The following is a 20,984-nucleotide window of genomic DNA, read 5'->3' as shown; positions in this document are numbered from 1 at the left end:
GGCGGGGAGAATGAAGACGTGACCAAGAGAGAATTGGCTGAACTGCTGCTTACCGCCCGCAAGACAGCGAGCCGCATAGGATGCGCGTATACTCCCAATCGCGATCGTCTGATCATGATGGGCTTTTCACACGAAGATATCGATAACGTTGAATGGGCTGTTAAAGAAATCGAGCGCGCAACTGAGGCGCAGCTCGCAGCCCTTCAGCGGTGAGGCAAGGAGAATTCTGATGCGCCTGACGATCGACGCCAATGCTGACGACATGATCCTGGCGGTACGAGCCGCCAAGAAACTTGCCGAGACACCTAGCGATGGTGAGAGCCTTGTCTGCTTCGAGGGTGGCGCAGAGTTCTACGTCCGCCGCCTGAAGACCGGCTATTCGGTCAAGCAGGTGTCACCACAGACGAATGGTCAATGCGAGGCCCCATGACCCTAGACCAAATGAAGGCAAAAGCAGCCCAGATCCAGCGCGACATCGATATGATCATCGCCGGCACAGATCGGAGGCAGGTCGGGGGGCCCGTCAATTGGGCTGATCTTAGCTGCGTAGACGTCAGCGTTTCTCTGATGGACGGGTCTTGGACCGCTACCGTTGAAGAGGCGGCCCCGGATGCGACGGATCTAGCCCTTCACATTCACAACGAACTCCAGCGGCTCGGACATGATGTCTGGGTACGCTGTGAGTGGTGACCGAGGAGGGAAACACCCATGGCCGACACAACGAATTTCCGCCGTGAGCGGATAGAGAAGCTGCTTCACGAGCTGCGATACGAGGTCGAGCGCGGTATGATGGAGCGCGACATCGACGAGGAGATGGGCTTCCGGTTCTATGTGCCGATCAGCCAGAAGATCCCCGACGGCGTGGTGTTCTGCGAGTTCAGGACGAGGCCGATTCCGCGCCACGCAATGGACCCGGACGCCTTGCAGCCGCGCCTCAAGGTCGTGAAATAGGGTACGGTAGTGGTGAGCAGTCACGGGGCCACCATGGCAAATTTTCTGACGATCAAGTGCCCCCGCTGCGCAAGCGACTTTACGCCGCGAGTGCGGACGCAGTTGTATTGCTCGCGTCGGTGCAAGTATGCTGTCAGGCTAGCTCGCAGGAAGGCCGAATGGAAAGCGGAGGGCGAGCTTGAGCGCGAGATCGCCGCACGTCAGAAGCGATTAAGCGGGCACGGAGAGACCCCATGAAATCAAGCCATCGGGAAGTGCAGGAAGGCGAACTCGTCACCCGTGACGAGTACAATGATGGCTATACTCACGAAGCGCTGCACACCACGCATGTGCTAATGGAGACGTTTGGGCAGCACGTCGTGGATACGCGCTGCGCCGACGAATTTCCTGACGTAAAGAACGCCGCCGATAAGGCTCACCAAGCCTTGTTCGACCTATACCAGCTTATCGGGTCGAAGTTCAAAGATTAGGCGCGATGGTGATAAGCGATCATCGCGACGGCCTGAATTGACAGGCAAGGAACCCGGAAGGACTCCCTGATGGCAGCAGCGGACTGGCTTAGGCTGGACAATCTGCAAGCATCGACATCACAGCAACCGCCGGCAGGTTGGGAAGCCTCGCGATGGATACAGAGCAGCACAGGAGGGATTGATGACTGTAGATGAGGCAGACAGCATGATACGTGAATACCGCCGTACCTTGGACTCGGCCATCAGAGCTTATAATGCTGTCTGGCAATCTTGGCCTGCCATCAACGCGGAAACAGTCGATGATTGTCGACGAGTGGCGATGGCGGCGGCGTTAGGCGCTGCTGGGCAAGGAGGGAAAGTGCCATGAAGATCGTCGGCGGGAAGCTGATGACCGTCTGTCCTGACTGCGGGCAAATTGTCAGGGTCGATAAGCCTTTCCTTGGGTCGCTGCACATCTGCACCACTCCTGAGGAGCGGAAAATGTACGCGGCCGAGATCCAGAGGCGTTACGCCGCCACAAAGGCAGACCTCGAAAGAGCCTGAGGGGTCTTTCCCTCTCCCTGAGCCACTACCGATCCGGGCCCTTGAAGGGAGTGGACTAACTCTTTTGATTTGCGCGCAGAGTTGCCCAAGCATGCTTGTATCGCAACAGGTCAGCACCACCGCCCTCAAAGAAACAGGATGCGCCAGCCCAAGTTGCTATCCTGCTGTCGGAGCCAGAGGCCGTCGAAATCACATTCCCAGCAGTATCCCACACGCCGCCAGAGACGTTCTGGCCGTCAATCACGCATCTATAGATGTAGTCCGTGTTGATCTGCATCCCCTTGAATGTGACGGAAAGGCTCGATAGCGCGAGTGCTCCTCCGTTGTAGACGGTCCAATCCGGTTTGCCAGAACTATCCAGGCGGAAATGAACCATTCCATTTAGAAAATTGTTGCCCGTAACAAAGGACGCGAGGGTCGGACAAAATGAATCGATATATGAGGCGGTGATCGGAGAGGTCGCGAAGACTGTCTTCAGGCGCGGGGAGTTGGTCGCGCGAAGTTGAATCTGCGTCCCAACTGCCGTGGCGACGATACCCGCCGCTGACATTACGGCATTGGCCGAGATAGCTGCGGCAAAACTCGTCGCCGCCCCAGCAAGGTCAGTATCGCCTACGACGGTCGTGTAATTGATCTGAGTAAACGATGCCTCCGGCACTCCGCTCGGAGCGACCTGCACCGCCAGAAGTTTTCCAGACGAAAATGACCCGCCGAGGTTCATCGCGACGAAAATATCGGTCATTGAAAAACGGCATCCAATCTCCTTCGGCAAAGACCCAAGGGCGGATGTTGCGTAATAGTTTCCGGCCACATTGCCGGAATTATACATCTGGCCGCCGCCAGCGTTTACGCCGCTGGCTGCCGTTCCCGATACTGACCACGCCGGACCGAGTAGCGGAATCCGGCCCCCAAGCGCTGCGAAAGACCCAGCAAATTCGTCATACAGGAGTGGGTTAGGCGCTGACCCAAGGACACTGGGGGAGCCCAAAATCGCGCGTCGAGCAGCAGTAATCCGGGACATGATTAGTCCCGGAACACTTCCAGAGCCAAGGTGAAAGTCTCACCCGAGACCGGCACATAGGCACCGCGCGCCTCGATCAGCGCATAGATGTTCGCCGAGCCGGCGTGCGGGTCGAAGATGATCTCGGAGCCGACGTTCGGCACGCCGATGCACTTGACGCCGTCGGAGAACGCACGAGCGTTCGCGCCGGTCATATCGAAGTCCATGGAGCCGATATAGGTCAGTGCGCCGGCGGTCTGGAACGCGCCATTGTCGCCGTTTGCCGGCACAGGGGCGTCCTTGTAGAAGTGCGCGCGGAAGATCGCGTTCGCGGTCGGGGTGCTGGTCTTGGTGAGGCGGCCGCGGCGGATCACGCCGGTCTTGTCGGCGACACGGGCAACCGAGAGCACCATCGGTGCGACGGAGCCCGCCGTGACGCTGTTGGCGACCAGGTCGCCGACCGCATAGGCCGTGGTGTCGGCCGGACGGGCGAAATTGGCGGCGACGACCGCGCTATTGCCGCCGACCTCGCCCAGATGGGCTTCGCTGGCCGCAGGCGTGGAGATGACGCTCAAAGCGGACGAGTAGTTCTTGGGCTGCCGGTTGGAGCCCAGGAGGGTCTTGCCAACCGAGGTGGCGGGCGGGCTGGAAATACCGTCATCGACAAAAGGCATGGAGCGCTCCTGAAAAGGTTCCCACGATTATAAGTCAGAACTGACGAACACACAAGCGCGGAGGGAAATACAGTGACCCTGAGGCACTACCGATCTGGTCCCTTGAAGGGAGTGGACGACTACGACAGGGAACCCGCCCTGGCGGTCCAGAACAACGTTCCGCCTGCCGTCTTACACGCTTTCACTTCAAGCCAAGTCTGAGTTGCGACCGTCAGCGAGGTCTTAGCAGCCACGTTATTGAATAGCTGGGTGCCGTCCGTCGCCACCGTGAGTGAGTTGGCGCTGACGTTGAAAATCGTGAACTCTACCCCGATGTTGGTGGTCGAGAGCGTGGCGTCAGTTGTGATGGTGGGGAGGGTAAATGTCTGCCCGGTCGCGCCGTTGAAGATGACATCGCCATATTGGTTAGCGCCAAGCGTCACAGTGCTGTCGCGCTGTGCCTGATGCTGGCCCATAGCCGTGTTGAAATAAGCAAGGCTGCTGCCAGAGCGCATGTGAATGTCTCCGCCGACAACCGTAGAGTTGCCGCGGATCGATAGGGTCGGAAGACTATTGACGTTATCGTAATAGAGGCCACGCCCACTCCGCTGAATTTGCGTCGAGCGCGTCCCGACGAACTCCGTAGCGGTCGAGCTTGTGCCATCGATATCAGTCACTGCCTGACCGCAGGAACGGAAGCGCGAATAGGTCGTGCTGCGCAGACAGATGTCAGCGTGTTTGCTGCCTGGCACCTCGCTTACTTCGATATCAATAGTTGCTGCGTTTTCGACATAGAGACCCGCCGACGATGCACCTTCGATGTCAACGCCATTGGCAGAGAGGTTCTGCACATGAGCGCTCGCCCCGGCCGACACGATTTCGACGCAAGGGAAGCCCCAGCTTTCAAGCGTCAATCCCGTCGTTCCGGTCGAGGAAATCGCAGCGCTAGTGCGCGAGTTGCCCAGTGTGATCACGTTTCCAGCGACCGAAAGCACACAATAAATCTGGCTGGCGGAGAAACCGTTGGCCGCCGCAGTAAAGGCAACCGGCATTCCGACAGCGAACTTGGTTCCATCAGGAACGCCGATAGAAGTTGATCCGTTCGTGAACGTAGCAGCAACCGAGAGCTTGGTTCTGCTGAACGAATTGTTCTGGATGCGCGCCAGCCGAAGCTCATTCAGGATCGAGGTGGACGTGTTTGCGTCAAACACGATGCCGCGGCACAGCCTGTTATCCCGGCCGTCGCTCGGGATGATGTTGAACAGGGTATGCATGTAGGAGTTGCCGGGCATCAAGGTAGCCGATGCCACCGACGCTGCGTAATACTGCCCGTTCTGGCAGAGCTTCGTCCAGATGCGCTGGATATCGCAATGCATGAAGTTGGCGAGGAAGATGCCCCAGCCAGAGCAATTAGTGATGAACAGATTGCGCAACTTGGAGAATTGAAGCCCGATGTTATTCACGGCGCCAATGCGGATGGCGTCCGTGAAGTTGTCGAGCGCCATGTTCTCGATGCCAAAATTGCTGATGGCGTTCGTGGTGAATGGCGAGGCAGGCGAGCCTTGGTTCGTGTTGTTGGCCTCAAAGGCCCGGAACGTGCCGTCGCCGCTAAGCTTGGTGCCCGAGAGCCACGAGAACGTGGAGTCTGGAACGTCACTTGTGAACTGGAGAGCTGGGGCCACGCCCTTATAGTAGACCCCGCTATAGACAGTCAGCGGCGACGTGAGCGTGATATTGCCGCCAGGGATGTGGACGATGCCGCCGCCGAGAGCGTTAGCCGCCGAGGCTGCGGAGCGAATGGACGCCTCGGTCGCAGAGGCCCAGATTTCAGTAAGGACGCGCTGGCTCATTAGAATGCCACTCCAAGCATGTATTGCCCGTCGCTATCGAGCAGGCGGTTGCCGTCAGAATCCAAAAGGAAGACAAATCCAGCGGGGGCACTCACTCCCCCACTGGGGGAGCCGAAAATCGTCCGACGAGCTGGTGAGATGCGCGACATCGGAGTAGTATAAGTCAGAACTGACTGATAATCTAGCCCCGGAACTTGCCGTTCTGAAGGGTAATGATCGCCCGCTTGCCATCCGGGTATTGAACGACGCAGGCCACAGCCCAGGAGCTCGGCCCCTTGTTGTAGCCATGATTGAGCTCGAGGGCGCCGGCGACATAGACGCCGTCCTCGATCTGGGGCGAATGCTTGTCGCCGATCGTGATCTTGATGCCAAGCTTGGCAAATCCTAGCACGGTGCCCTTGGCGCCGTTCGCGCCGCGGAAGCCGTGGTGCCCGTGCTCGATACCGTCGATCTTGTAGGATTTGCCGTCATAGGCCCAGTAGATGCCGTCCATGGCCGCGCCGCGCATCCGGCGGCCCAAGGTCTCGAGCAGGCTCCAGTTCGGCGTCTTCTGGTAGGCGTCACGGCAGCGGGCGATGACCTCCTGGCGATCGAGCAGATCGCTCTCGAGCTGGTTGCCCAGGCGCGCGTTTATACCGTCCATCCGGAAGCGGCCCTCTATCACGTAGCGGTTCAGCGCCAGGTCGTGATTGGCCTCGATGACGACCGACTTGGTCCCCTTGCGCTTGGTCTGGATCAGGAAGTCGAAGGCTTCGGCCGCCTCGTCGCCGACCCGATCCTTGCCGCGGAAGGCCTGCTCGTAATTGTGGAGCGGATCGTCGGCGTGATGATGGTTGCGGTATTCGTTGTCGAAGAAGTCGTGATAGGTCATCTCCTCCGGGTTGAGGACGTCGACCAGGCTCTTGCGATCCTTCCATTCCGGGAGGATCTCGCGCGCGGTCTTTCCGGTGAGCGGATCCCAGCCCCAGATCGCGCGGGCGTTGGTGGGCCCCATCTTGGCGCGGTGACTGTCCGGCGTCGTCAGGGCGCGGGCGCGGTGCTTGCCGCGAATGACCTTGCCGTCAGTCACGTAGGCATCGAGGTCGTAGAAGGCCCCTTCCCGGCTCGCCGAGATGTGCCGGCAGAACACGTCGCCGTCCTGGTCGAACTCGACGACGACGGCGCCGAGGACGTGGTGGAAAAGGCTCTTGATGCCGGCCTTGCGGGGAATGACCTTCGGCCTGGTGACAAGGCCGGTCGACATCACCTGCACGGCCTGCACGTCGGGGTCTGTCGATGGGACTGACCGAAGTTGGCGCTTGGAGTGCGGGAAGACGGCCCATTTGCCGCGCGAATTGGCGATCAGGTCGTCGATGGGCTTGGAGGCGGTCGGAATGATGTTCATCTGACCGCAGAACATGAAGCTCGGGCCGATCTCGAGCTGGCCAAAGCAGAGGTGATCTTTCAGGACCGGGTCGTAGGCGCGTGCCGCGGGGTTGTTCTCGCTCCACCACTGCGTCTCGTAGGTGCCGGGCCCGACCGCGATCTCGGCGCCGATGGCCTTGGCGTAGGCCTTGAGGTTGGTCCAGAAGCCCTTGTGGACCTCGGTGTCGTTCTGGGCGCCGGTGAAGATGAAGCGGCGCCCGCGCGGGTCGGCGATCGGGGCGACCAGGGGCGTCGCATTGAGCCAGGTCCGCGGGGTCGATTCCTTCGGCACATAGGCGAAGGCGTCCCGATCCCATTTCCGGGTCATGAAGCTCTCGACCTGGATGCAGCTGGGATTGATCAGCGGGAAGTTGGAGCTCGTCGTCAGCACCTCGATCTGCTGGGCGAGGTCCAGTGCGCGGGCGTGGGCGTGCTGCTCAGGGGTCTTTTCGTCGCGCTTGGCGATGACCTCGACCTGCTTGCGGTCGATCAGCTTGGGCAGGGTGTCGTCGAGGCGGGTGCGAGCGCGGTAGACGGAGCTCTTATTCCGGACGGTCTGATGGGAGAGATTGAGGCCGGCAGCGAGATCCGCAAGCGTCGGATACTTCTTCGTGTCGTTGTAGGCTTTGACGAAGGCTTTAAGCTCGGCCGGAACGGTCACAATCTAACCTCTGTATAAGTCAGTAGTGACTTACATAATAGACAGGAAGAACCGGAAAAGTCCAAGTTATTTCCGGGTCCTCACCCTCTCTATTAGATAGTTACTACTTAGTTGTTTGTTCTTTACTTCGAGACTGAGGCTCCGGAGACGCAGCGTTCCGCTCCGTCCCGAACCTCGTAGTAGCAGACCAGCGCATTCATGCCGCGCATCCAGTTGTAGATCTCGACCTTGTTGTTGACCTCTGCCTGGGCCTCACGGGGCGACAGACACGCCATCTTGCCGCAGCGCTTGAACTGGACCGTCTTAATAGCCACCGGCGCCGGGTGCGCGGGCTTTGGCTCCTGGACCCGTTCCGGGACGAACGTGGGCCTTTGCCCCTGAAGCGTCTCGGAGCAGTTGGTCAAGGCGAGCATGAGCAGCATTGAGGCGGCCAACCGCAGCATCGGCTTTTTCTTCATTGTCCTGTTCCAAATCCTGTTCCAAATTGAGCTCGGCGATGTCGGTGCGCAGCTTGGTCACCTCCACGGCAATGTCGTAGCGCTGCTGCTCGAGGTCATTGATCCGAGCGACCTGAAAATCGTGTTCGGCCCTGATCGCGTTCGTCGTCGCCTCGGCGAGCTGGCGCGCCGCCCTCTCCTTCGAGAGCTGCTGGGTCACAGTGACCAAGTCCGTCTTCAGGTTCTCGACGTGCCGGTAGCCGAGGAAGATGGTCAGACCGACCGCGAGCAGAAGCAGCGCGATGGCAATCCACTTCCACGGGATGTCCTTCAGCGCGTTCAGAGCCGCGCCGAAGCCAATCTTGGCGAGGAGGCTCGCGATCATTTGCTGTCTCCCGGAACGGGCGGGTCGCTGTCTTCATCGGCGGAGGTATCGTTCCGGTCCGGGCAGTCTTCGCCCGAGATGGCGGGAAGGCCGAACCGGCGCTTGGAGTGATCGTCCCAGGTGGCGCCGAAGATGTAGAACATGATGATGCCGACCAGCGCGCCGATCAGCGCCATGGCGAGCTGGACACCCAGGGCATTGCCGCCGGCGTAGATCGTCCAGGCGATGATCGCCTCGATGTTGCCGGCGAGCCAGAAAATCGACCACTTCATCCAGCGGCGACGGATCTTCCAGTTGTCGGTCACGATCGCCGAAAAGGTCTTCGGATCCGTGAGCTTGGTGATCGGCATGGGTTACTTTCGGTCCAAAGGGCGAAGCTGCCCCTGGAGGTAGGAGAGTTCCTTTTGCGTGCTGACGAGCTGCTCGGCCGCTTTTTCGGCGCGAAGCTCGGTCTTGTTGGCCTTCTCGTTGATGCCGGAATAGGCCCAGCCGCCAAGGGTCAGGAGCGCGGAGACGGCGATGCCGAGCGGCGCCCAGATCGACTGCGAACGGGTGGCGACGGTCGTGTTGACGGAGTCGAACTTGCTGTCGATGCGCGCCAGGATCTTGTCGAAGCCCTGGGAGGTCTTGGCGTCGAGGTTAGCTACCTCGCCGCGCACGGAACCGATCTCCTGGCGGAGCTGGTCATGCCCCGTCTGGAGGTTGGACACCTTCGCCTTGATCTCGCCGAAGTCGTTCATGTCGTCCTGCATCGTAGATCCCGGCGCTTATAAGTCAATACTGACTTATATTATAGCCGGGTTGCTGACCCATATGGAAGAAGGAACTCTACAGTTAAACTACCGATTACATCCTCGCGCTGGCTTTCCAGACGCCTCCGGTGTTAAAGTCATCTCCGTCAGCATTGGTGTTAATGAACGAGATGGATACTCTATCCGCAGTTACGGAAGCTACGGCTGTTGAATTTGAGCGAAGATTAGTCACACTTGAAAGTGACATCGTGGGAACATTACGCTTCACCGCTTTGAAAGGAAGAGTAAATTGAAGGCTACGGTTAATTTGTACTCCCGAAACTAATGAGTGGAAGAACTGCCCCGCTTCATAGTAGCGCTGACATAGAGCCAACTCGCTCGGAAAATCCGGCAACTGGAATGCAGGCGCAACCGTGCCCTCATAGAGGCCCACATCGAACAGCTCGAACACGTTGCCGACGGTCCCCATCAGGTTGAACTGATTGGTCGCGGCGACGAACAGACCGGCCCCCCACGCCCCCGGAGCGACCTTGTTGGTTGCGCCACACGCCACTGCGAAGCGGATTTGAAGGCCGGCGCTGCTGTCTGTTGCCCACGTTCCTACGAGATCGCCAGTGACGACCACCGACTTCACGACGTCGGTATTCGCCTCGCCCGCAGAGATCGTATATTCCGCGACATAGGTGCGATCGCCGGCGCCGTTCGAATAGGCGACCGAGTAGGTGCCAGCGGGTGCTCTAACACCAAACTGCAAGACGAACTGTTTCGCGTTGGCCGTCCCCAACCTCAAGTCTACGACGCGGTTACCTTCGAGTTTGGTCATCACGTCCGCATATTCGGCGGAACCGAGTGCGGCGTTGGCGGCGGTAACTGTGATACGGATACGGTTTGGGGAGCCACCCGGCGTTAGGGAGGCGACCTGCGCGTAAGACAAGGTTCCGGTCGTAAGGTTCAACTCAGACCGAAACTGATCGACAGGGTAGTAGCTGGTAATCGTCCCAGCCGTCGACCCATTCTCCTGCGACACCATCATGCCGCCGTTGACGATGTAGTTCTGCCGAAGCTGCTTCAGCCCACGTTCGAGCGCACGGGTCACGAGTTACGTCCTTTCGTTCAGACCAGCGCGTTGGCGCGGATCAGAAGGTTGTCGACCTGCTCGCTCGTCAGCGAGAGCGCGGCGATCATGCCCTGAACCAGGCTGTCGGTTCGCTTGATCTCGATGGCGAGGTCCCACTCCTCTTGAGTGTCCGGGTCGGCTGCGATCGCCGCCTTGACGGTTGCCCACTGTCCAAGCTCGTCGAAGGCGCGCTTCAGGCCGAGCTTGGTGCAACTCGTCGGAACAGTCGGGGCCGGCGGCTCATAGGGCAGCGGCGTGTTGCCGGCATCCAGCCAGGCTTGGTAGACCTGACGATCGACGTTCGCCAGATCGTTCGGAATACAGGCGTTGTCGTCCAGGCGAATGATGGTGTCGGTTGCGGTGAGTTGATATTCAGACATAGTTACATCCTCGCGTTAAGCTTGATGGTGCTGGTATTCTGCATATACATGCGTGAGCCGCTGCCGGAATTACTCACGCCTTGAAACACACACCCGTTAGTCCAGACGTATGTAGCAACCGGTGCAGCAATGCCTGTGCTCGCCCATGTCGGCGATGTCACTGTCGGCGTAGCTCTCATAGGCACTGGATAGCGCAGCGTCGCGGCGAGGGCGTTGCTACCACTACCGGTGCTGGTGCCCTCGTTGTAAATGGCCGAGGTTTGGCTTTCCTGCCAGTAGTAGCGCTGACAAATAGCAAGTTCGCTAGCGAGATCAGACAACTGAAACGCAGGCGCCGACGTCCCCTCGTAGAGACCGACGTCGAACAGCTCGAACACGTTGCCAACAGTGCCCATGAAGTTGAACTGGTTCGCCGTGGCAATCACGTTAGAGGCGGTCCAGGTGTTCGGAACTGCCAGAAAACCCGAGCCTCCCATCAAGGTAACAGAGACCGACATGCCGATACCGGTGTCCGTGAGCCATGTGCCTGTGGTGTCGAGCGGAACAACAACGGACTTCACAACATCGGTGTTGGCCTCTGCTGCGGTGATCGTGATTTCGCTCACATACGAGCGGTTCGAACCGCCGTTGCGAATAGTTACGCCATAAGTGCCTGCAGGACCCCTGCATCCGAACTGGACGACGACAGTCTTTGCCGAAGCCGACCCTGAACGCAGGTCTGCAACTCGATTGCCCTCGATATTTTGGCTCAATAGGACTGCTTTGCTCGTCGGCGCAGCATCCGCCGTCGTCACGGTAAACCTGATGCGATTGGGCGAGCCGCCGGGCGTCGGACTGGCCACTTGAGCAACAGAAAATCCACCAATGCTGCTAATAACTGACCACTGGTCAACGGGATAGTATCCGCTCGCGGAGCCCGCAACAGCACCATTCTCCTGCGACACCATCATGCCGCCATTGACGATGTAGTTCTTCTTGGTGACGCCGATGTTGGCCCGAGCGACGGCCTGTTGAGCCGCGGTCAGTTGCTGCTGGCTAAGATACGAAACCGAATCCGCGACGCCGAAGCTGGTCGGCGCGAAGACGCAGAACGTGTCGCCGGCCGAACAGGGGCGCGCGATCGTAATCGTCGATCCGTCGGTGGCGGTGATGTCGTCAGGTGCGAGCCAGGAGCCGTTGAGGATGCCCTCGACCTGGCCCGGCGTGTAGCGCAGCGTCAGGCCGTTCTTGTCCGTCCCGCCAAACACGGTTTGACCGGCGATCGCGGTGAACTGAAACCGCGAGAACCGCCCTACTCCGCTGGGACCATTACCGATAAAACCCGACATTCGTCTTTCCTAATACAGTCAAAACTGACTTACAATAGCTCACATGCGGGCGTTGGCGATATAGAAGCCAGACGTAGGTCCGATCGAGAATTGGGCGTAGCAGCCCCACAGACCCGCCTGCACCCCGGAAACTGTGCCCGTATTAGGCGTGATGGTCATCGTAGGCGTAGTTCGCTTCGTCACCTTGAATTGAAAGCCCGAGTAGCCACCACTTGAAGGAGCCATGTATGCCGCGCTGTCGCTCTTTTCATAATACCGCTGGCACAGAGCTAACTCGTCCGCGAAATCCGGGAGCTGGAACGCGGGCGCGACTGATCCCTCGTAGAGGCCAACGTCGAACAGCTCGAACACGTTGCCGTTCGTGCTCATAAAGTTGAACTGGTTCGCCGTGCCGAAATTGCCCGTGGCCTGCCATGAGCCTGCGACTTGCTGGTAGGAAGAACCCGCCATCAAGGTGAACACGATCTCGAGACCGAGCGTGTTGTCGGAGGCCCAGACGCCAGCCTGATCCAAACCGAGCGTCACGGACTTTACTACGTCGGTATTCGCTTCAGCGGCGGAGATGACATACTCTGCCACATAGGCACGGTTGGCCGATCCATTCCGCAATCCAATGCAGTAGGTTCCGGCAGGCGCCTTCACGCCAAACTGGAGCGTGACGGTCTTTGCAGTCGCCTGTCCCAAATTCAGGTCGGCGACGCGCAAGCCCTCGATACGGTGAATGATGAACGCTGCATCGGTAGAGCCGACTGCGGCGTCAGCACTCGTAACTGTCAAACGCACCCTATTGAGCGACCCGCCCGGCGTCTTGCTCGCGACCTGCGCGATCGAGTAGGCGGCCGAAGTGACTGCTACACTCATGAAGAATTGGTCGACGGGATAGTAGGACGCAACCGTCCCTGCGGCTGACCCATTCTCCTGCGACACCATCATGCCGCCGTTGACGATGTAGTTCTTCTTGAGCACGCCGAGTTCGGCGCGGAGCGCAGCCTGTTGGGCAGCCGTCAGCACCTGACCGCCAGCGAGTTTCAGATAGCGCGCGTCGCCCGGCGTCGCGATCTCCTGCTCCGTCAGCGCGCGCGACGAAGGGCCGGCTCCAGCGAAGGCGCTCATTATGCCGCTTCCTCGTAGTAAGGCATGTAGACGTCGACCGCGCCCGTCGAGGACACCTTGATGATATCGTTGGTGGCGAGCACGCCCTTGCCGAGCTGACCCCAGGGAAACAGCGTCTCGCCCGCGGGAATGTTGAACGACTTCAGGATGTAGGTGTCCGTCGCGCCGTCATTGACCAGCATGTCGATCGCGACCATGCCCGTGGTCTTGTTGCAGATGGACATGCCGATGACGGTCCAGGCCTTGTTGGCCGGCACGGCGGTATTGATCGCTGCAAGAGCGGTCACATTGCGGGCGGAAAAGCGCTTGAGGGCCATTGAATCTTATCCAAGTGCGATCGCCAGGCCAGCAGCGCGGGACTGGGCGGTGTTGAGGACGTTGACGAGGGTGTCGGAGACGCCGGCAGTCGTGCCGCTGGTCACGGCGCCGACGGTGACCTCAAGGGCGTCGACACGGGTATCCATGGCGGTATTGAGCGTGTCGGCATGAGCGATCGCGGCATTCGCGGCGTCGTCGGTGTAGCTGTTTGCGGAGGCCAGCACGTTCGCAAGCGTGTCGGAGATGCCGCCGACGGCGCCTGCGATCACGGCGTTCACCTTGGTCAGCGCCTCGGCGCCGTCGGGCGAGGCATCGCCCGTCGCGGAAAACAGGACCGAGAGCATGTGGGTGTCGGCCGGAATGTCACCGGCGATCGGTGCCACCGGGACCTTGAAGTAGTTGCCCGAAACGACGACGTTGCCCGTCACCTTGAACTTGGCGAAAGACGATTGTAGGCCGGTGTCGATCAAGGTCAGGTAGCCCTTGTTCGTGACCGAGGTGGAATCGTCCCAGGTATTGATCCAGACCGAGACGTCGGCGCCGTAACGTTCGTTCTTGCTGACGAACAATTGGGTGATCGAGCCGAAAGCGGCGTTGTCGAAGGCGATCTTGCCGGTGCCAGGGTCAGCATCGGCCGTCGCCGTCTTGAACGCCCATTCGGTCGCCGCGGTCGGGCCGACCAGGACGCCGAGGTCGAACAGGTTCTGCCACTCGACGGTGCCCGTGTAGCTCCACTGGAGCACGCGGCCGCTCATCTGAAACTGGACCTGATTGCCCTGCGGACCGATTACGCTGACCGCTTCCGCGGCCGTGGCCACGAGCCCGGTGGGTCCGATATAGGAGCCGGTCGCCGGCTTAGTGCCACCGCCGCCAGCCCAATCTATGATCTTGGCGACGGTTCCGCCGGAGCCGTTCGAGACGTAGGCTAGGATCGGAGACCAGCCCTTTTCGCCCGTGGATCCGCCACCGCCCTCGCCTGCGCCGCCGACGACACGCCAGCGGCTGATCGTGCCGTCATAGACCAGCAGGATGCTGCCGTTCGCCGGCAGCGTCATGTTGCTCATCAGCCGGAAGCGGTTCGCAGCCGCGGACGGTCCACCCTCGTCTTCGAGGGTGAGGTCGTTGGCGCCGACGTTCATCATGACCAGCACGCGCCCATTGGCGCCGCCGGTGAGGCCCGTCATCGTCTGGGGGTTGTTCGTCGAGACCCGGAGCACGGTGGCTTTGTCGATGCCGGCCGGCGCGTAGTCGTTGGCAAGCCCGGTGATCGGCAGCGGAGTGACCGTGGTGCCGAGCAGGAGCTGGGAATAGATCGAGGCGGCGCCGGTCGTCGGATTGACGCCGAAGGCCTTCGTCCAGGTCGAGGCGACCAGGTAACGGATCGAGAAATCGTCATCCTGGAAGGTGCCGACCTGGAACAGGTCGACCAGCGCCTTCTGGAGGACCATGCCGGCCCGGTCGGTGGTCAGCGCCTTGGAGAACTTGGCGAGCTGGTCCGACTGGGTCAGGCTCATGACCTGGCGCCAGATTGAGCTGATGTCGGTGAGCTGCTTGGTCGCGGTGCGGACGGAGTCGCGGGCGACGCTGGATCGCATGATCACCCAGGCACCGCCCGGCGAGTTCGTCGCGGTGGCGCCGGTATAGGTGCGATCGAGGGTCGCTGCCAAGTTGTCGGTGGGGGCCGCGGCGAGCTCATACCACTTGTCATCCGGCGCCAGGACGAGATCGCCCTGTTGGAGCCCGATAAAGTTCGTGCCGACACCCGTCAGGTCCGCAGACCCGTTGGTGAAGGTGATCGTGCCGGTGGTGTAGAGCGTGAGCTGGGACATCGAGATCCTATTTGCCGAGATCCCTATTATAAGTCAATACTGACTTATAGACTAGGGCACCAAAAGGGGCTTCTTATCCTCGTGGTGAGGCCAAATCCCCTCTTCGTCGAGGACCTGCTCGATCTCCTCCGGCGTCTTGGCCGATCGAACCCGGACAATGAGTTCCCGGCGGGCATTCTCGGCTTCCATCATCACGTCGGGCTTGGAAACGATCGTCTTGGCAAGGGTTTCAACAGAGACGCCCTCGATCACGGCCGCCTGTTGAAACTCGGGACTGGGCGCCGCGCCGGCGAGCACCGCTTGGGCGAGCTGCCGCTTGCGATCGTGCGCCAGATCCTGGGCCGAGACGACCTTCTGGAAGTTGATGCGCCGCTCGGCCCGCTTGACGAGCTGTTCCAGCGGATTGATCGAAATCCTCATCACACAGCCTCCACAGTAAAGGACGTCCCGAGCCAGGGGAACTCGGCGCCGATGTCGATCCGATAGCTGCCCGGATGGTCGATTGAGAACTCGATCGTGCCGTCGGTAAGCGTCTCCTCATGGATCGGAGTGTCACCGAAGAACACCTTGACGGCGGCATTCGGCGGCCAGACCTGAAACGTCAGGGTGTCGACGCCGTCGGCCTTTACGACCCGGTTCTCGCCGGAGAGCTCGATCGGCGGCTTCTCGATCATCTGCCCGTTCTTGACGTAGTGGGTGAAGATGTCGTCGGGGCTGTCCCAGTCGACCATGACGTGGGGCACACCCATCTCTTCGTAGCGTTTGGCGAGCTCCTCAAGGGTTACGGGTGCCTGAATGATGCACTGGTTGATCATGCCGGTCTTGTCGTCGTAGCACACAAGCATTGGTCTATCCTGAAGTTCGCTTGAAGAGAGAAAAAGTCAGCCGCAATATCGATCCGCCCCAGCCGTTCACCATGAAAGTAAGCGAGCTCGTGCCGACCCCGACGTAGAACCACTCGTCGATGCCGTTGCCACGCAGCATGTAAGGAGTCGTGCCGAAATCGCCGAGCGGCTGTCCATTTGACGGGCTGAGGGTCTGCGCATAACCAAAGAACAGCGGCGGAGCGTCGAGCGTCTGCCCGAAGCCGACGCTGGCAGCGGCATTCTGCCCGTTCACGCCGTTAACCTGCACGGTGCCTTTCATGAACGGCGTCAGACCCGACCAGCGCGAATCGAAGCAGGTCTGATTGCAATCGGCCGTGGTGACTTCGATGCCGGGAAGGCTAACCGTCATCGCCGCGGACTGGCCACCTTGAATGAGAACACGCTGGACCATCAGGTGCCGACGCTCCTGTTAAAGACGATGTAGAAGCCGACGATGGTCGATTGGGAACCGTTGTAGAATTGAATTTGATCGCGAAAGATCAAGGGCTGCAAAAGGACCTCGTTACCGTTTGCACCGCCCGGCGCGGTCGCGCCGAGATCACTCGGGTATTCGAGGTCACTTCTGGTGTTCGCGGTCAGCATGAGGTAGGGCTGCTTGATCAGGTCCGCCGGCAGCGCCACCGCCACGGTCTGCCCAGAGCCGACCACCAGGCTGCCCGACAGGACGATTTGCTCGTATTTGAGATCCGAGCGCAGCAGGAAGTTCGCGGCGGGGCCCGCCTGCGTCACATCGACACCCGGCTGAGACAGCCAGACGCCCATAGCATTGAAGCCGGCGTGATAGCCGGCGAGAAAGCGCTGTGTCATTACCAGGTCTGCCAGAGAACATAGAAAGCAGGATAAGAGCCACCGGTTAGGGACGACCCGACATACTGGACATCCTCGCCGACCACAAAATGGTTGTTGTAGCAGCCAAGGTAAAAGTGCGAGCGGTTATAGGCGACCGATCCGGCATCGCGGATGACGATGCCGCGCTGATATCGGATAAAGTTGCCAACCCCTGCAATCGAACCGGTGTTGTAGACGACGATATCTACGCCGGGAATGCCGGCATAGGTCGTTGTGTAGTTGACGGTCATGCCGCGAACAAAGGTCGGGATCAGACCGATTTCGAGCGGCTTGTTGCTGGTCAGGCGCGAGTCCAGCGCGAGGTATTTGTAGTCGACAGCAGGCGGGTTCACGGCGTCGTAGCCAGGCTTCGACACCGTCACGCGGTCAGGCGCTATGTAGATGCGCTGGGTCATCAGTCCGAAATAATCAAGGTTCGGTTGATGAGATTCATCACCATTCTGTTGTCGGTGCTCCTGAGAATGCCGGCGGTCAGGGTGTTAAAGGTGCCGCTGTAGGCGCTCAGGAAGTTGGCCTGGAGCTTGTTGACTGACAGCGAGCCGTCCACGATCACGTCGCCCTCGATCGAGAGGGTATAAGAGACCGTGCCGTCGAGCTTCTGCACGCCCTGGAACAGGAAGCCGCCGGTGGTGCCGTTGATCGTGCCGATCACGCCGTATTGCAGCTTGACACCATCGACACTGCTCTGGATCGTCGAGAGCGATGCGGTGTGACTTCCGACAGTCGTTGAGACAGTGCTGATCGACTGCGCGAGCGCGCTGTCAGCGTCTGCGCGCGCTGTCTGCTCTGTCTGTAGCGCTGCTGCGATGTCGTCATTGACTTGCGCACTGAGCGCTGTGACTTGCTGCGAGAGAGCTTCGTCGGCCGTGGCGCGCGCGATCTGTTCGGTCGCGAGCTGGGCGATGACAGTGTCATTGATCGTCGCTTCGAGCGCCTGGCGAGCGGTGGCTTCCGCAAGCCCCTGCTCGATCCGGGCGGTCTGCTCCTCGACGATCATGGCGGACAGGCCGTCGGACTTAACCGACAGCGCCTGCTCGTGACGCGCGTGGAGCTGGTCGTTCCAGTCGCGATCCTGGACGATCTGATTGAGGATGCCAGCGAGCTGATCGCCTATATCGTCGACATCCCTGACCGTGACCTGACCAGCAGCCGAAAGCAGGTCCGGCAGCACGTTGGCCAGGGTGGAATTCAGGTCGTTGACCATGACCGTCTGCGGGCCACCGATGTTGAGCCCGACCTTGCCGAAGGCGTCGTAGTTCGCAACCCAGACGTAATAATTGCCGGCCCCGATGACGATATTCGCCTTGGTGTCCGGGCCGTCGTAGACGAAGTTCTCCAGCGTCGGGATAAAGCCCGCATTGGTTGAGGCCCAGACCAGTGCGCCGGCGTAATCCAGATCGTTGGCTGACCAGGCCGCTTCGAGCGAGCCAACGCCAGGCTTCACCGTGATCGTGGGTGCCGCAGGCGGCGCATTTGCCAGCACGATCGAGGCGGGCGCGGACTCGACCCCGGTGACCGACAGAGCCGTGACATCGATGCGCAGGTTGCGGCGTGGCCCGCCGTCATTGAGGTTGGCTTCGTAGGAATAGGTGTAGGTGGTCGACTGCACGGTCTCCGTGCGCAGCAGCACGTTGGTCGCGCCGTCATAGACACGCACCACGTTCTTGACCTGATAGATCACCGCCGCGGGCGGGAAGGTATTGGTCCAGGTGATCGTCGGCGCGCGGCCGAGGAATACGCCACCGCCGTCGGTCGATGCCAGTCCGGAGGGTAGCGGCCCGTCGACGGCCTCCCAGCCTGCCACGGTGAATTGCAGGCTGACCGGTGCCGAGGTGGCGCCGGTGAGCGAGCGCGTGACGACATAGAAGGTCCAGTCGCCGGCCGTGGCGTCGGTGATGTCGAGCGAGGGCTGCGTCACAGAATTGAAGTTGACGAAGCCGTGCGGGCTGTCGGCCGTGATCAGGTAATCGGCGACCTGGAAGTCATTGGGGCCAGTCCACGACAGGGTCACGCGCGAGTGCGAGACGCCGTTTTGGAAATAATGCGCCTCGTCGGCCCGGAGGTTGGTGACCTTGGCGATGATGTTGCGCGGTCGGACATAGGGAATCTTGTCGAGCGCCAGGTTCTGCTCGACGCGCGCGTATTTGTTGGGATCGTGGATCAGCGCCGTGATCTTGAAGATGTTCTTGGCGTCTTCCTGCACCGCCATGACGCGATACTGACGCGCGACCATGTTCGCGGACTGGATGATCCAGTCGGCGTTAAGCACCGGCGGCGCCGAGAACGGGGTCGCAAGCGTGATCGTGGCGTTGTCGGCGCCGAAGCTTGCGACCGTGCGGGTCTCGAACGAGCCATCGGGCAACATCGAGCTCAAGGTGTAGGTCTGGCCGGCCTCTGGCTCGAACGGGAAGTCGAGCGTGACATGACCGGCGTCGGCGACCTCGAGCAGGCGCCCGCCGGCGCGGTAGTTGCCGTTCTTGCGGGGATCGGCCACCAGGATGATGTCGCCCGGCTTGACCTGCTGGTTCTCCTTCAGGACGTACCCATCCCAGGAGATCGCGAACTGGACCGTCTCGGTCTGATTGCGCTCCGTGTCGAGGATCCATTTGCCGAAGCGGTGCGCCTGGCCGCGCGAGGTGCAGCCCATCAGCTGCACGTCGGTCTGGCGCCAGCCGAACCGCTCGATCATGTCGTCGTCCTGGACGACCTCGGGCGCGTCGCGGAAGTAGTTGTTCGGATCCTGCCAGGTGACGACGGCGACCGAGTGCCGCGCCTTCATGGCGGTGCCGGAATACTTGAAGTGACCATCGATCACGTTCGCCGGCGAGAAGCTGGCGACCGGGTCCGAGGGAATGTCGGCGGCGCAGAACACCTGCCCCAGCGACCAATAGGCCATGCCGCGGAAGGCTGCGGTGATGTTCTGTAGGACGGTATAGGCCTCCTCGCGGTTCTTGATGACGCCGTTGAAGGCAAACCGCGGCTCGAGGATGTCGTTGCCGTTGCTGTCCTTGAAGCCGGACGGCACGCGCTGGTCGCAATACTGGCCGATCTGGTAGAGCGACCACTTGTCGATCAGCGCCGGGTTGACGAATTCGCCGAGCCCGTAGCGGTTGTTGGTGATGAGATCATAGAAGATCCAGGCCGGGTTCGAGCTCCAGGCCGACTTGAAGGTGCCGTCCCAGACCCCCGAGTAGGTCTTGGCGATCGGATCGTAGTTCGAGGGCACGTCGATGATCAGCCCGCGCACATGGTAGCCGCGGGTGCCGACGTTGGAGCCGAACAGGAAGGCGTCGATCGCCAGCGCAACGAGCGCGGTGTCGTTGTAGGTGAAGGAACTCGAAATGATGGTCGAGTAGCTCTGCCACCAGGTCTCGTTCTGGAGCAGCGCGGCCTCAACCGGGTCCGGATCCTCGGTGATGCGCGAGACGCGGATATCCCAGGGCGATTCCCGATTGAAGGGCGCCGGGACCACATGGGCCTTGTTGTAGGGCGAGGAGACCTTGCCGTTGATTGTAGGCTGGGCGATCGTTTCCCAGTTGCCGCCCGCGGCGCGCCGGTCGATCTGGTAAGTGACAGACGTGCCGGTGACATCGCCGGTGTCCTTGTCAGCCTTGACCAGCGCCGGAATGCGAATGATGACCTGCACCGACGAGGCGTTCGGATCGTCGATCGTGCGAATGACAGGGACGGATCGCTTGACCTGGGTCTCGACGGAAAACGGAGTCGAGGTCTGCGCCGGGCCGCCGTCGGTGATCGGCGTCTGATCCGGCAGGCCGGTGCGCTGATCCCAGGTGACGCCGACGAAGTTCTTGCTGCCGTCGATGTTGATCAGCGGCGTATCGTCGAAATAGATCGAGTTGCCGCCGTTGACGAGGCCGACGATCGGTCCCTCGCCCAGCGCCTCGATCAGATAGACCTTGGTTGAGGAACGCAGCGAATCGTCATCGGTGGAGCCGGAGCCACCACCGCCCTTACCGCCGCCGCCGCCCGCGCCTTTGACGGCGAGCCGCAGCAGTTCATCCGGTTTGACTAGCGCGTTCACAAATTGCCACTCCGA

Annotated in this window: 25 protein-coding genes; 5 read left to right on the top strand and 20 right to left on the bottom strand. The window is 60.6% G+C overall.

Annotated features, from left to right (window positions below; all coding sequences use genetic code 11):
• Positions 1–18 precede the first annotated feature (18 nt).
• The 5 genes from IVB12_RS16390 to IVB12_RS16370 all read left to right on the top strand — a co-directional run bounded on the left by IVB12_RS16390 (position 19) and on the right by IVB12_RS16370 (position 1,964).
• Positions 19–213, top strand: a complete 195-nt coding sequence (locus tag IVB12_RS16390) for a hypothetical protein (RefSeq protein ID WP_247300574.1) — start codon at positions 19–21, stop codon at positions 211–213.
• A 16-nt stretch (positions 214–229) separates the two neighbouring features.
• Entirely contained in the window at positions 230–430 is a 201-nt protein-coding gene (locus IVB12_RS16385; protein WP_247300573.1) for a hypothetical protein, read from the top strand.
• Positions 431–708: 278 nt separating this feature from the next.
• Complete coding sequence (locus tag IVB12_RS16380; protein ID WP_247300572.1) at positions 709–951, top strand: hypothetical protein; 243 nt, start codon at positions 709–711, stop codon at positions 949–951.
• 233 nt (positions 952–1,184) lie between these two features.
• Entirely contained in the window at positions 1,185–1,421 is a 237-nt protein-coding gene (locus IVB12_RS16375) for a hypothetical protein (protein ID WP_247300571.1), read from the top strand.
• A 363-nt stretch (positions 1,422–1,784) separates the two neighbouring features.
• On the top strand, positions 1,785–1,964 hold the full coding sequence (locus IVB12_RS16370; protein WP_247300570.1) for a hypothetical protein: 180 nt from the start codon (positions 1,785–1,787) through the stop codon (positions 1,962–1,964).
• A gap of 55 nt (positions 1,965–2,019) precedes the next feature.
• Here the strand turns inward: IVB12_RS16370 and IVB12_RS16365 are convergent, their stop codons facing one another.
• The 20 genes from IVB12_RS16365 to IVB12_RS16270 all read right to left on the bottom strand — a co-directional run bounded on the left by IVB12_RS16365 (position 2,020) and on the right by IVB12_RS16270 (position 20,969).
• The gene (locus IVB12_RS16365) at positions 2,020–2,706 is read right to left on the bottom strand and encodes a hypothetical protein (RefSeq protein ID WP_247300263.1); all 687 of its coding nucleotides are present in this window, start codon (positions 2,704–2,706) and stop codon (positions 2,020–2,022) included.
• Between the two features lie 281 nt (positions 2,707–2,987).
• The gene (locus IVB12_RS16360) at positions 2,988–3,638 is read right to left on the bottom strand and encodes a hypothetical protein (protein ID WP_247300569.1); all 651 of its coding nucleotides are present in this window, start codon (positions 3,636–3,638) and stop codon (positions 2,988–2,990) included.
• A gap of 119 nt (positions 3,639–3,757) precedes the next feature.
• Positions 3,758–5,467 (bottom strand): hypothetical protein, encoded by a 1,710-nt coding sequence (locus IVB12_RS16355; RefSeq protein ID WP_247300568.1) that lies wholly within the window; start codon positions 5,465–5,467, stop codon positions 3,758–3,760.
• Between the two features lie 181 nt (positions 5,468–5,648).
• The gene (locus tag IVB12_RS16350; RefSeq protein WP_247300567.1) at positions 5,649–7,532 is read right to left on the bottom strand and encodes a hypothetical protein; all 1,884 of its coding nucleotides are present in this window, start codon (positions 7,530–7,532) and stop codon (positions 5,649–5,651) included.
• A 122-nt stretch (positions 7,533–7,654) separates the two neighbouring features.
• Positions 7,655–7,846 carry a hypothetical protein gene (locus IVB12_RS16345; RefSeq protein WP_247300566.1) on the bottom strand — a complete coding sequence of 64 codons (192 nt, stop codon included), beginning with the start codon at positions 7,844–7,846 and terminating at the stop codon, positions 7,655–7,657.
• A complete protein-coding gene (locus IVB12_RS16340) occupies positions 7,836–8,354 on the bottom strand; it encodes a hypothetical protein (protein WP_247300565.1) in 519 nt (172 codons plus the stop codon). The genes IVB12_RS16345 and IVB12_RS16340 overlap by 11 nt, the downstream gene beginning before the upstream one ends.
• On the bottom strand, positions 8,351–8,704 hold the full coding sequence (locus tag IVB12_RS16335; protein WP_247300564.1) for a hypothetical protein: 354 nt from the start codon (positions 8,702–8,704) through the stop codon (positions 8,351–8,353). Before IVB12_RS16335 ends, IVB12_RS16340 begins: the two co-directional genes overlap by 4 nt.
• 3 nt (positions 8,705–8,707) lie before the next feature.
• Positions 8,708–9,106 (bottom strand): hypothetical protein, encoded by a 399-nt coding sequence (locus IVB12_RS16330; protein WP_247300563.1) that lies wholly within the window; start codon positions 9,104–9,106, stop codon positions 8,708–8,710.
• A gap of 94 nt (positions 9,107–9,200) precedes the next feature.
• Positions 9,201–10,202: a hypothetical protein gene (locus tag IVB12_RS16325; RefSeq protein WP_247300562.1), complete on the bottom strand. Its 1,002-nt coding sequence runs from the start codon at positions 10,200–10,202 to the stop codon at positions 9,201–9,203.
• A 17-nt stretch (positions 10,203–10,219) separates the two neighbouring features.
• A complete protein-coding gene (locus IVB12_RS16320; RefSeq protein ID WP_247300561.1) occupies positions 10,220–10,603 on the bottom strand; it encodes a hypothetical protein in 384 nt (127 codons plus the stop codon).
• 2 nt (positions 10,604–10,605) lie between these two features.
• On the bottom strand, positions 10,606–11,931 hold the full coding sequence (locus IVB12_RS16315) for a hypothetical protein (RefSeq protein ID WP_247300560.1): 1,326 nt from the start codon (positions 11,929–11,931) through the stop codon (positions 10,606–10,608).
• 39 nt (positions 11,932–11,970) lie between these two features.
• Entirely contained in the window at positions 11,971–13,044 is a 1,074-nt protein-coding gene (locus IVB12_RS16310) for a hypothetical protein (protein ID WP_247300559.1), read from the bottom strand.
• Positions 13,044–13,361, bottom strand: a complete 318-nt coding sequence (locus IVB12_RS16305; protein ID WP_247300558.1) for a hypothetical protein — start codon at positions 13,359–13,361, stop codon at positions 13,044–13,046. Before IVB12_RS16305 ends, IVB12_RS16310 begins: the two co-directional genes overlap by 1 nt.
• Positions 13,362–13,367: 6 nt before the next feature.
• On the bottom strand, positions 13,368–15,191 hold the full coding sequence (locus IVB12_RS16300; protein WP_247300557.1) for a hypothetical protein: 1,824 nt from the start codon (positions 15,189–15,191) through the stop codon (positions 13,368–13,370).
• A 51-nt stretch (positions 15,192–15,242) separates the two neighbouring features.
• Positions 15,243–15,611: a hypothetical protein gene (locus tag IVB12_RS16295; protein ID WP_247300556.1), complete on the bottom strand. Its 369-nt coding sequence runs from the start codon at positions 15,609–15,611 to the stop codon at positions 15,243–15,245.
• Positions 15,611–16,036: a hypothetical protein gene (locus tag IVB12_RS16290; protein WP_247300555.1), complete on the bottom strand. Its 426-nt coding sequence runs from the start codon at positions 16,034–16,036 to the stop codon at positions 15,611–15,613. Before IVB12_RS16290 ends, IVB12_RS16295 begins: the two co-directional genes overlap by 1 nt.
• Before the next feature lie 4 nt (positions 16,037–16,040).
• The gene (locus tag IVB12_RS16285; RefSeq protein ID WP_247300554.1) at positions 16,041–16,469 is read right to left on the bottom strand and encodes a hypothetical protein; all 429 of its coding nucleotides are present in this window, start codon (positions 16,467–16,469) and stop codon (positions 16,041–16,043) included.
• Positions 16,469–16,885 carry a hypothetical protein gene (locus IVB12_RS16280; protein WP_247300553.1) on the bottom strand — a complete coding sequence of 139 codons (417 nt, stop codon included), beginning with the start codon at positions 16,883–16,885 and terminating at the stop codon, positions 16,469–16,471. The genes IVB12_RS16285 and IVB12_RS16280 overlap by 1 nt, the downstream gene beginning before the upstream one ends.
• On the bottom strand, positions 16,885–17,322 hold the full coding sequence (locus IVB12_RS16275; RefSeq protein WP_247300552.1) for a hypothetical protein: 438 nt from the start codon (positions 17,320–17,322) through the stop codon (positions 16,885–16,887). The genes IVB12_RS16280 and IVB12_RS16275 overlap by 1 nt, the downstream gene beginning before the upstream one ends.
• On the bottom strand, positions 17,322–20,969 hold the full coding sequence (locus IVB12_RS16270; protein WP_247300550.1) for a phage tail protein: 3,648 nt from the start codon (positions 20,967–20,969) through the stop codon (positions 17,322–17,324). The genes IVB12_RS16275 and IVB12_RS16270 overlap by 1 nt, the downstream gene beginning before the upstream one ends.
• Between the last annotated feature and the right edge of the window lie 15 nt (positions 20,970–20,984).

The organism is Bradyrhizobium sp. 179 (assembly GCF_023073535.1).
GTDB lineage: Bacteria > Pseudomonadota > Alphaproteobacteria > Rhizobiales > Xanthobacteraceae > Bradyrhizobium.
The sequence above is the reverse complement of the archived record's forward strand: the minus strand, read 5'-3'. Positions and strand labels throughout refer to the sequence as shown.

Bases quoted from the DNA above. Each gene is read 5' to 3' on its own strand.
- IVB12_RS16385 (WP_247300573.1), top strand. From the start codon at position 230: ATGCGCCTGACGATCGACGCCAATGCTGACGACATGATCCTGGCGGTA.
- IVB12_RS16380 (WP_247300572.1), top strand. From the start codon at position 709: ATGGCCGACACAACGAATTTCCGCCGTGAGCGGATAGAGAAGCTGCTT.
- IVB12_RS16375 (WP_247300571.1), top strand. From the start codon at position 1,185: ATGAAATCAAGCCATCGGGAAGTGCAGGAAGGCGAACTCGTCACCCGT.
- IVB12_RS16370 (WP_247300570.1), top strand. From the start codon at position 1,785: ATGAAGATCGTCGGCGGGAAGCTGATGACCGTCTGTCCTGACTGCGGG.
- IVB12_RS16365 (WP_247300263.1), bottom strand. From the start codon at position 2,706: ATGACCGATATTTTCGTCGCGATGAACCTCGGCGGGTCATTTTCGTCT.
- IVB12_RS16360 (WP_247300569.1), bottom strand. From the start codon at position 3,638: ATGCCTTTTGTCGATGACGGTATTTCCAGCCCGCCCGCCACCTCGGTT.
- IVB12_RS16355 (WP_247300568.1), bottom strand. From the start codon at position 5,467: ATGAGCCAGCGCGTCCTTACTGAAATCTGGGCCTCTGCGACCGAGGCG.
- IVB12_RS16340 (WP_247300565.1), bottom strand. From the start codon at position 8,354: ATGATCGCGAGCCTCCTCGCCAAGATTGGCTTCGGCGCGGCTCTGAAC.
- IVB12_RS16335 (WP_247300564.1), bottom strand. From the start codon at position 8,704: ATGCCGATCACCAAGCTCACGGATCCGAAGACCTTTTCGGCGATCGTG.
- IVB12_RS16330 (WP_247300563.1), bottom strand. From the start codon at position 9,106: ATGCAGGACGACATGAACGACTTCGGCGAGATCAAGGCGAAGGTGTCC.
- IVB12_RS16320 (WP_247300561.1), bottom strand. From the start codon at position 10,603: ATGTCTGAATATCAACTCACCGCAACCGACACCATCATTCGCCTGGAC.
- IVB12_RS16315 (WP_247300560.1), bottom strand. From the start codon at position 11,931: ATGTCGGGTTTTATCGGTAATGGTCCCAGCGGAGTAGGGCGGTTCTCG.
- IVB12_RS16310 (WP_247300559.1), bottom strand. From the start codon at position 13,044: ATGAGCGCCTTCGCTGGAGCCGGCCCTTCGTCGCGCGCGCTGACGGAG.
- IVB12_RS16305 (WP_247300558.1), bottom strand. From the start codon at position 13,361: ATGGCCCTCAAGCGCTTTTCCGCCCGCAATGTGACCGCTCTTGCAGCG.
- IVB12_RS16300 (WP_247300557.1), bottom strand. From the start codon at position 15,191: ATGTCCCAGCTCACGCTCTACACCACCGGCACGATCACCTTCACCAAC.
- IVB12_RS16295 (WP_247300556.1), bottom strand. From the start codon at position 15,611: ATGAGGATTTCGATCAATCCGCTGGAACAGCTCGTCAAGCGGGCCGAG.
- IVB12_RS16290 (WP_247300555.1), bottom strand. From the start codon at position 16,036: ATGCTTGTGTGCTACGACGACAAGACCGGCATGATCAACCAGTGCATC.
- IVB12_RS16285 (WP_247300554.1), bottom strand. From the start codon at position 16,469: ATGGTCCAGCGTGTTCTCATTCAAGGTGGCCAGTCCGCGGCGATGACG.
- IVB12_RS16280 (WP_247300553.1), bottom strand. From the start codon at position 16,885: ATGACACAGCGCTTTCTCGCCGGCTATCACGCCGGCTTCAATGCTATG.
- IVB12_RS16275 (WP_247300552.1), bottom strand. From the start codon at position 17,322: ATGACCCAGCGCATCTACATAGCGCCTGACCGCGTGACGGTGTCGAAG.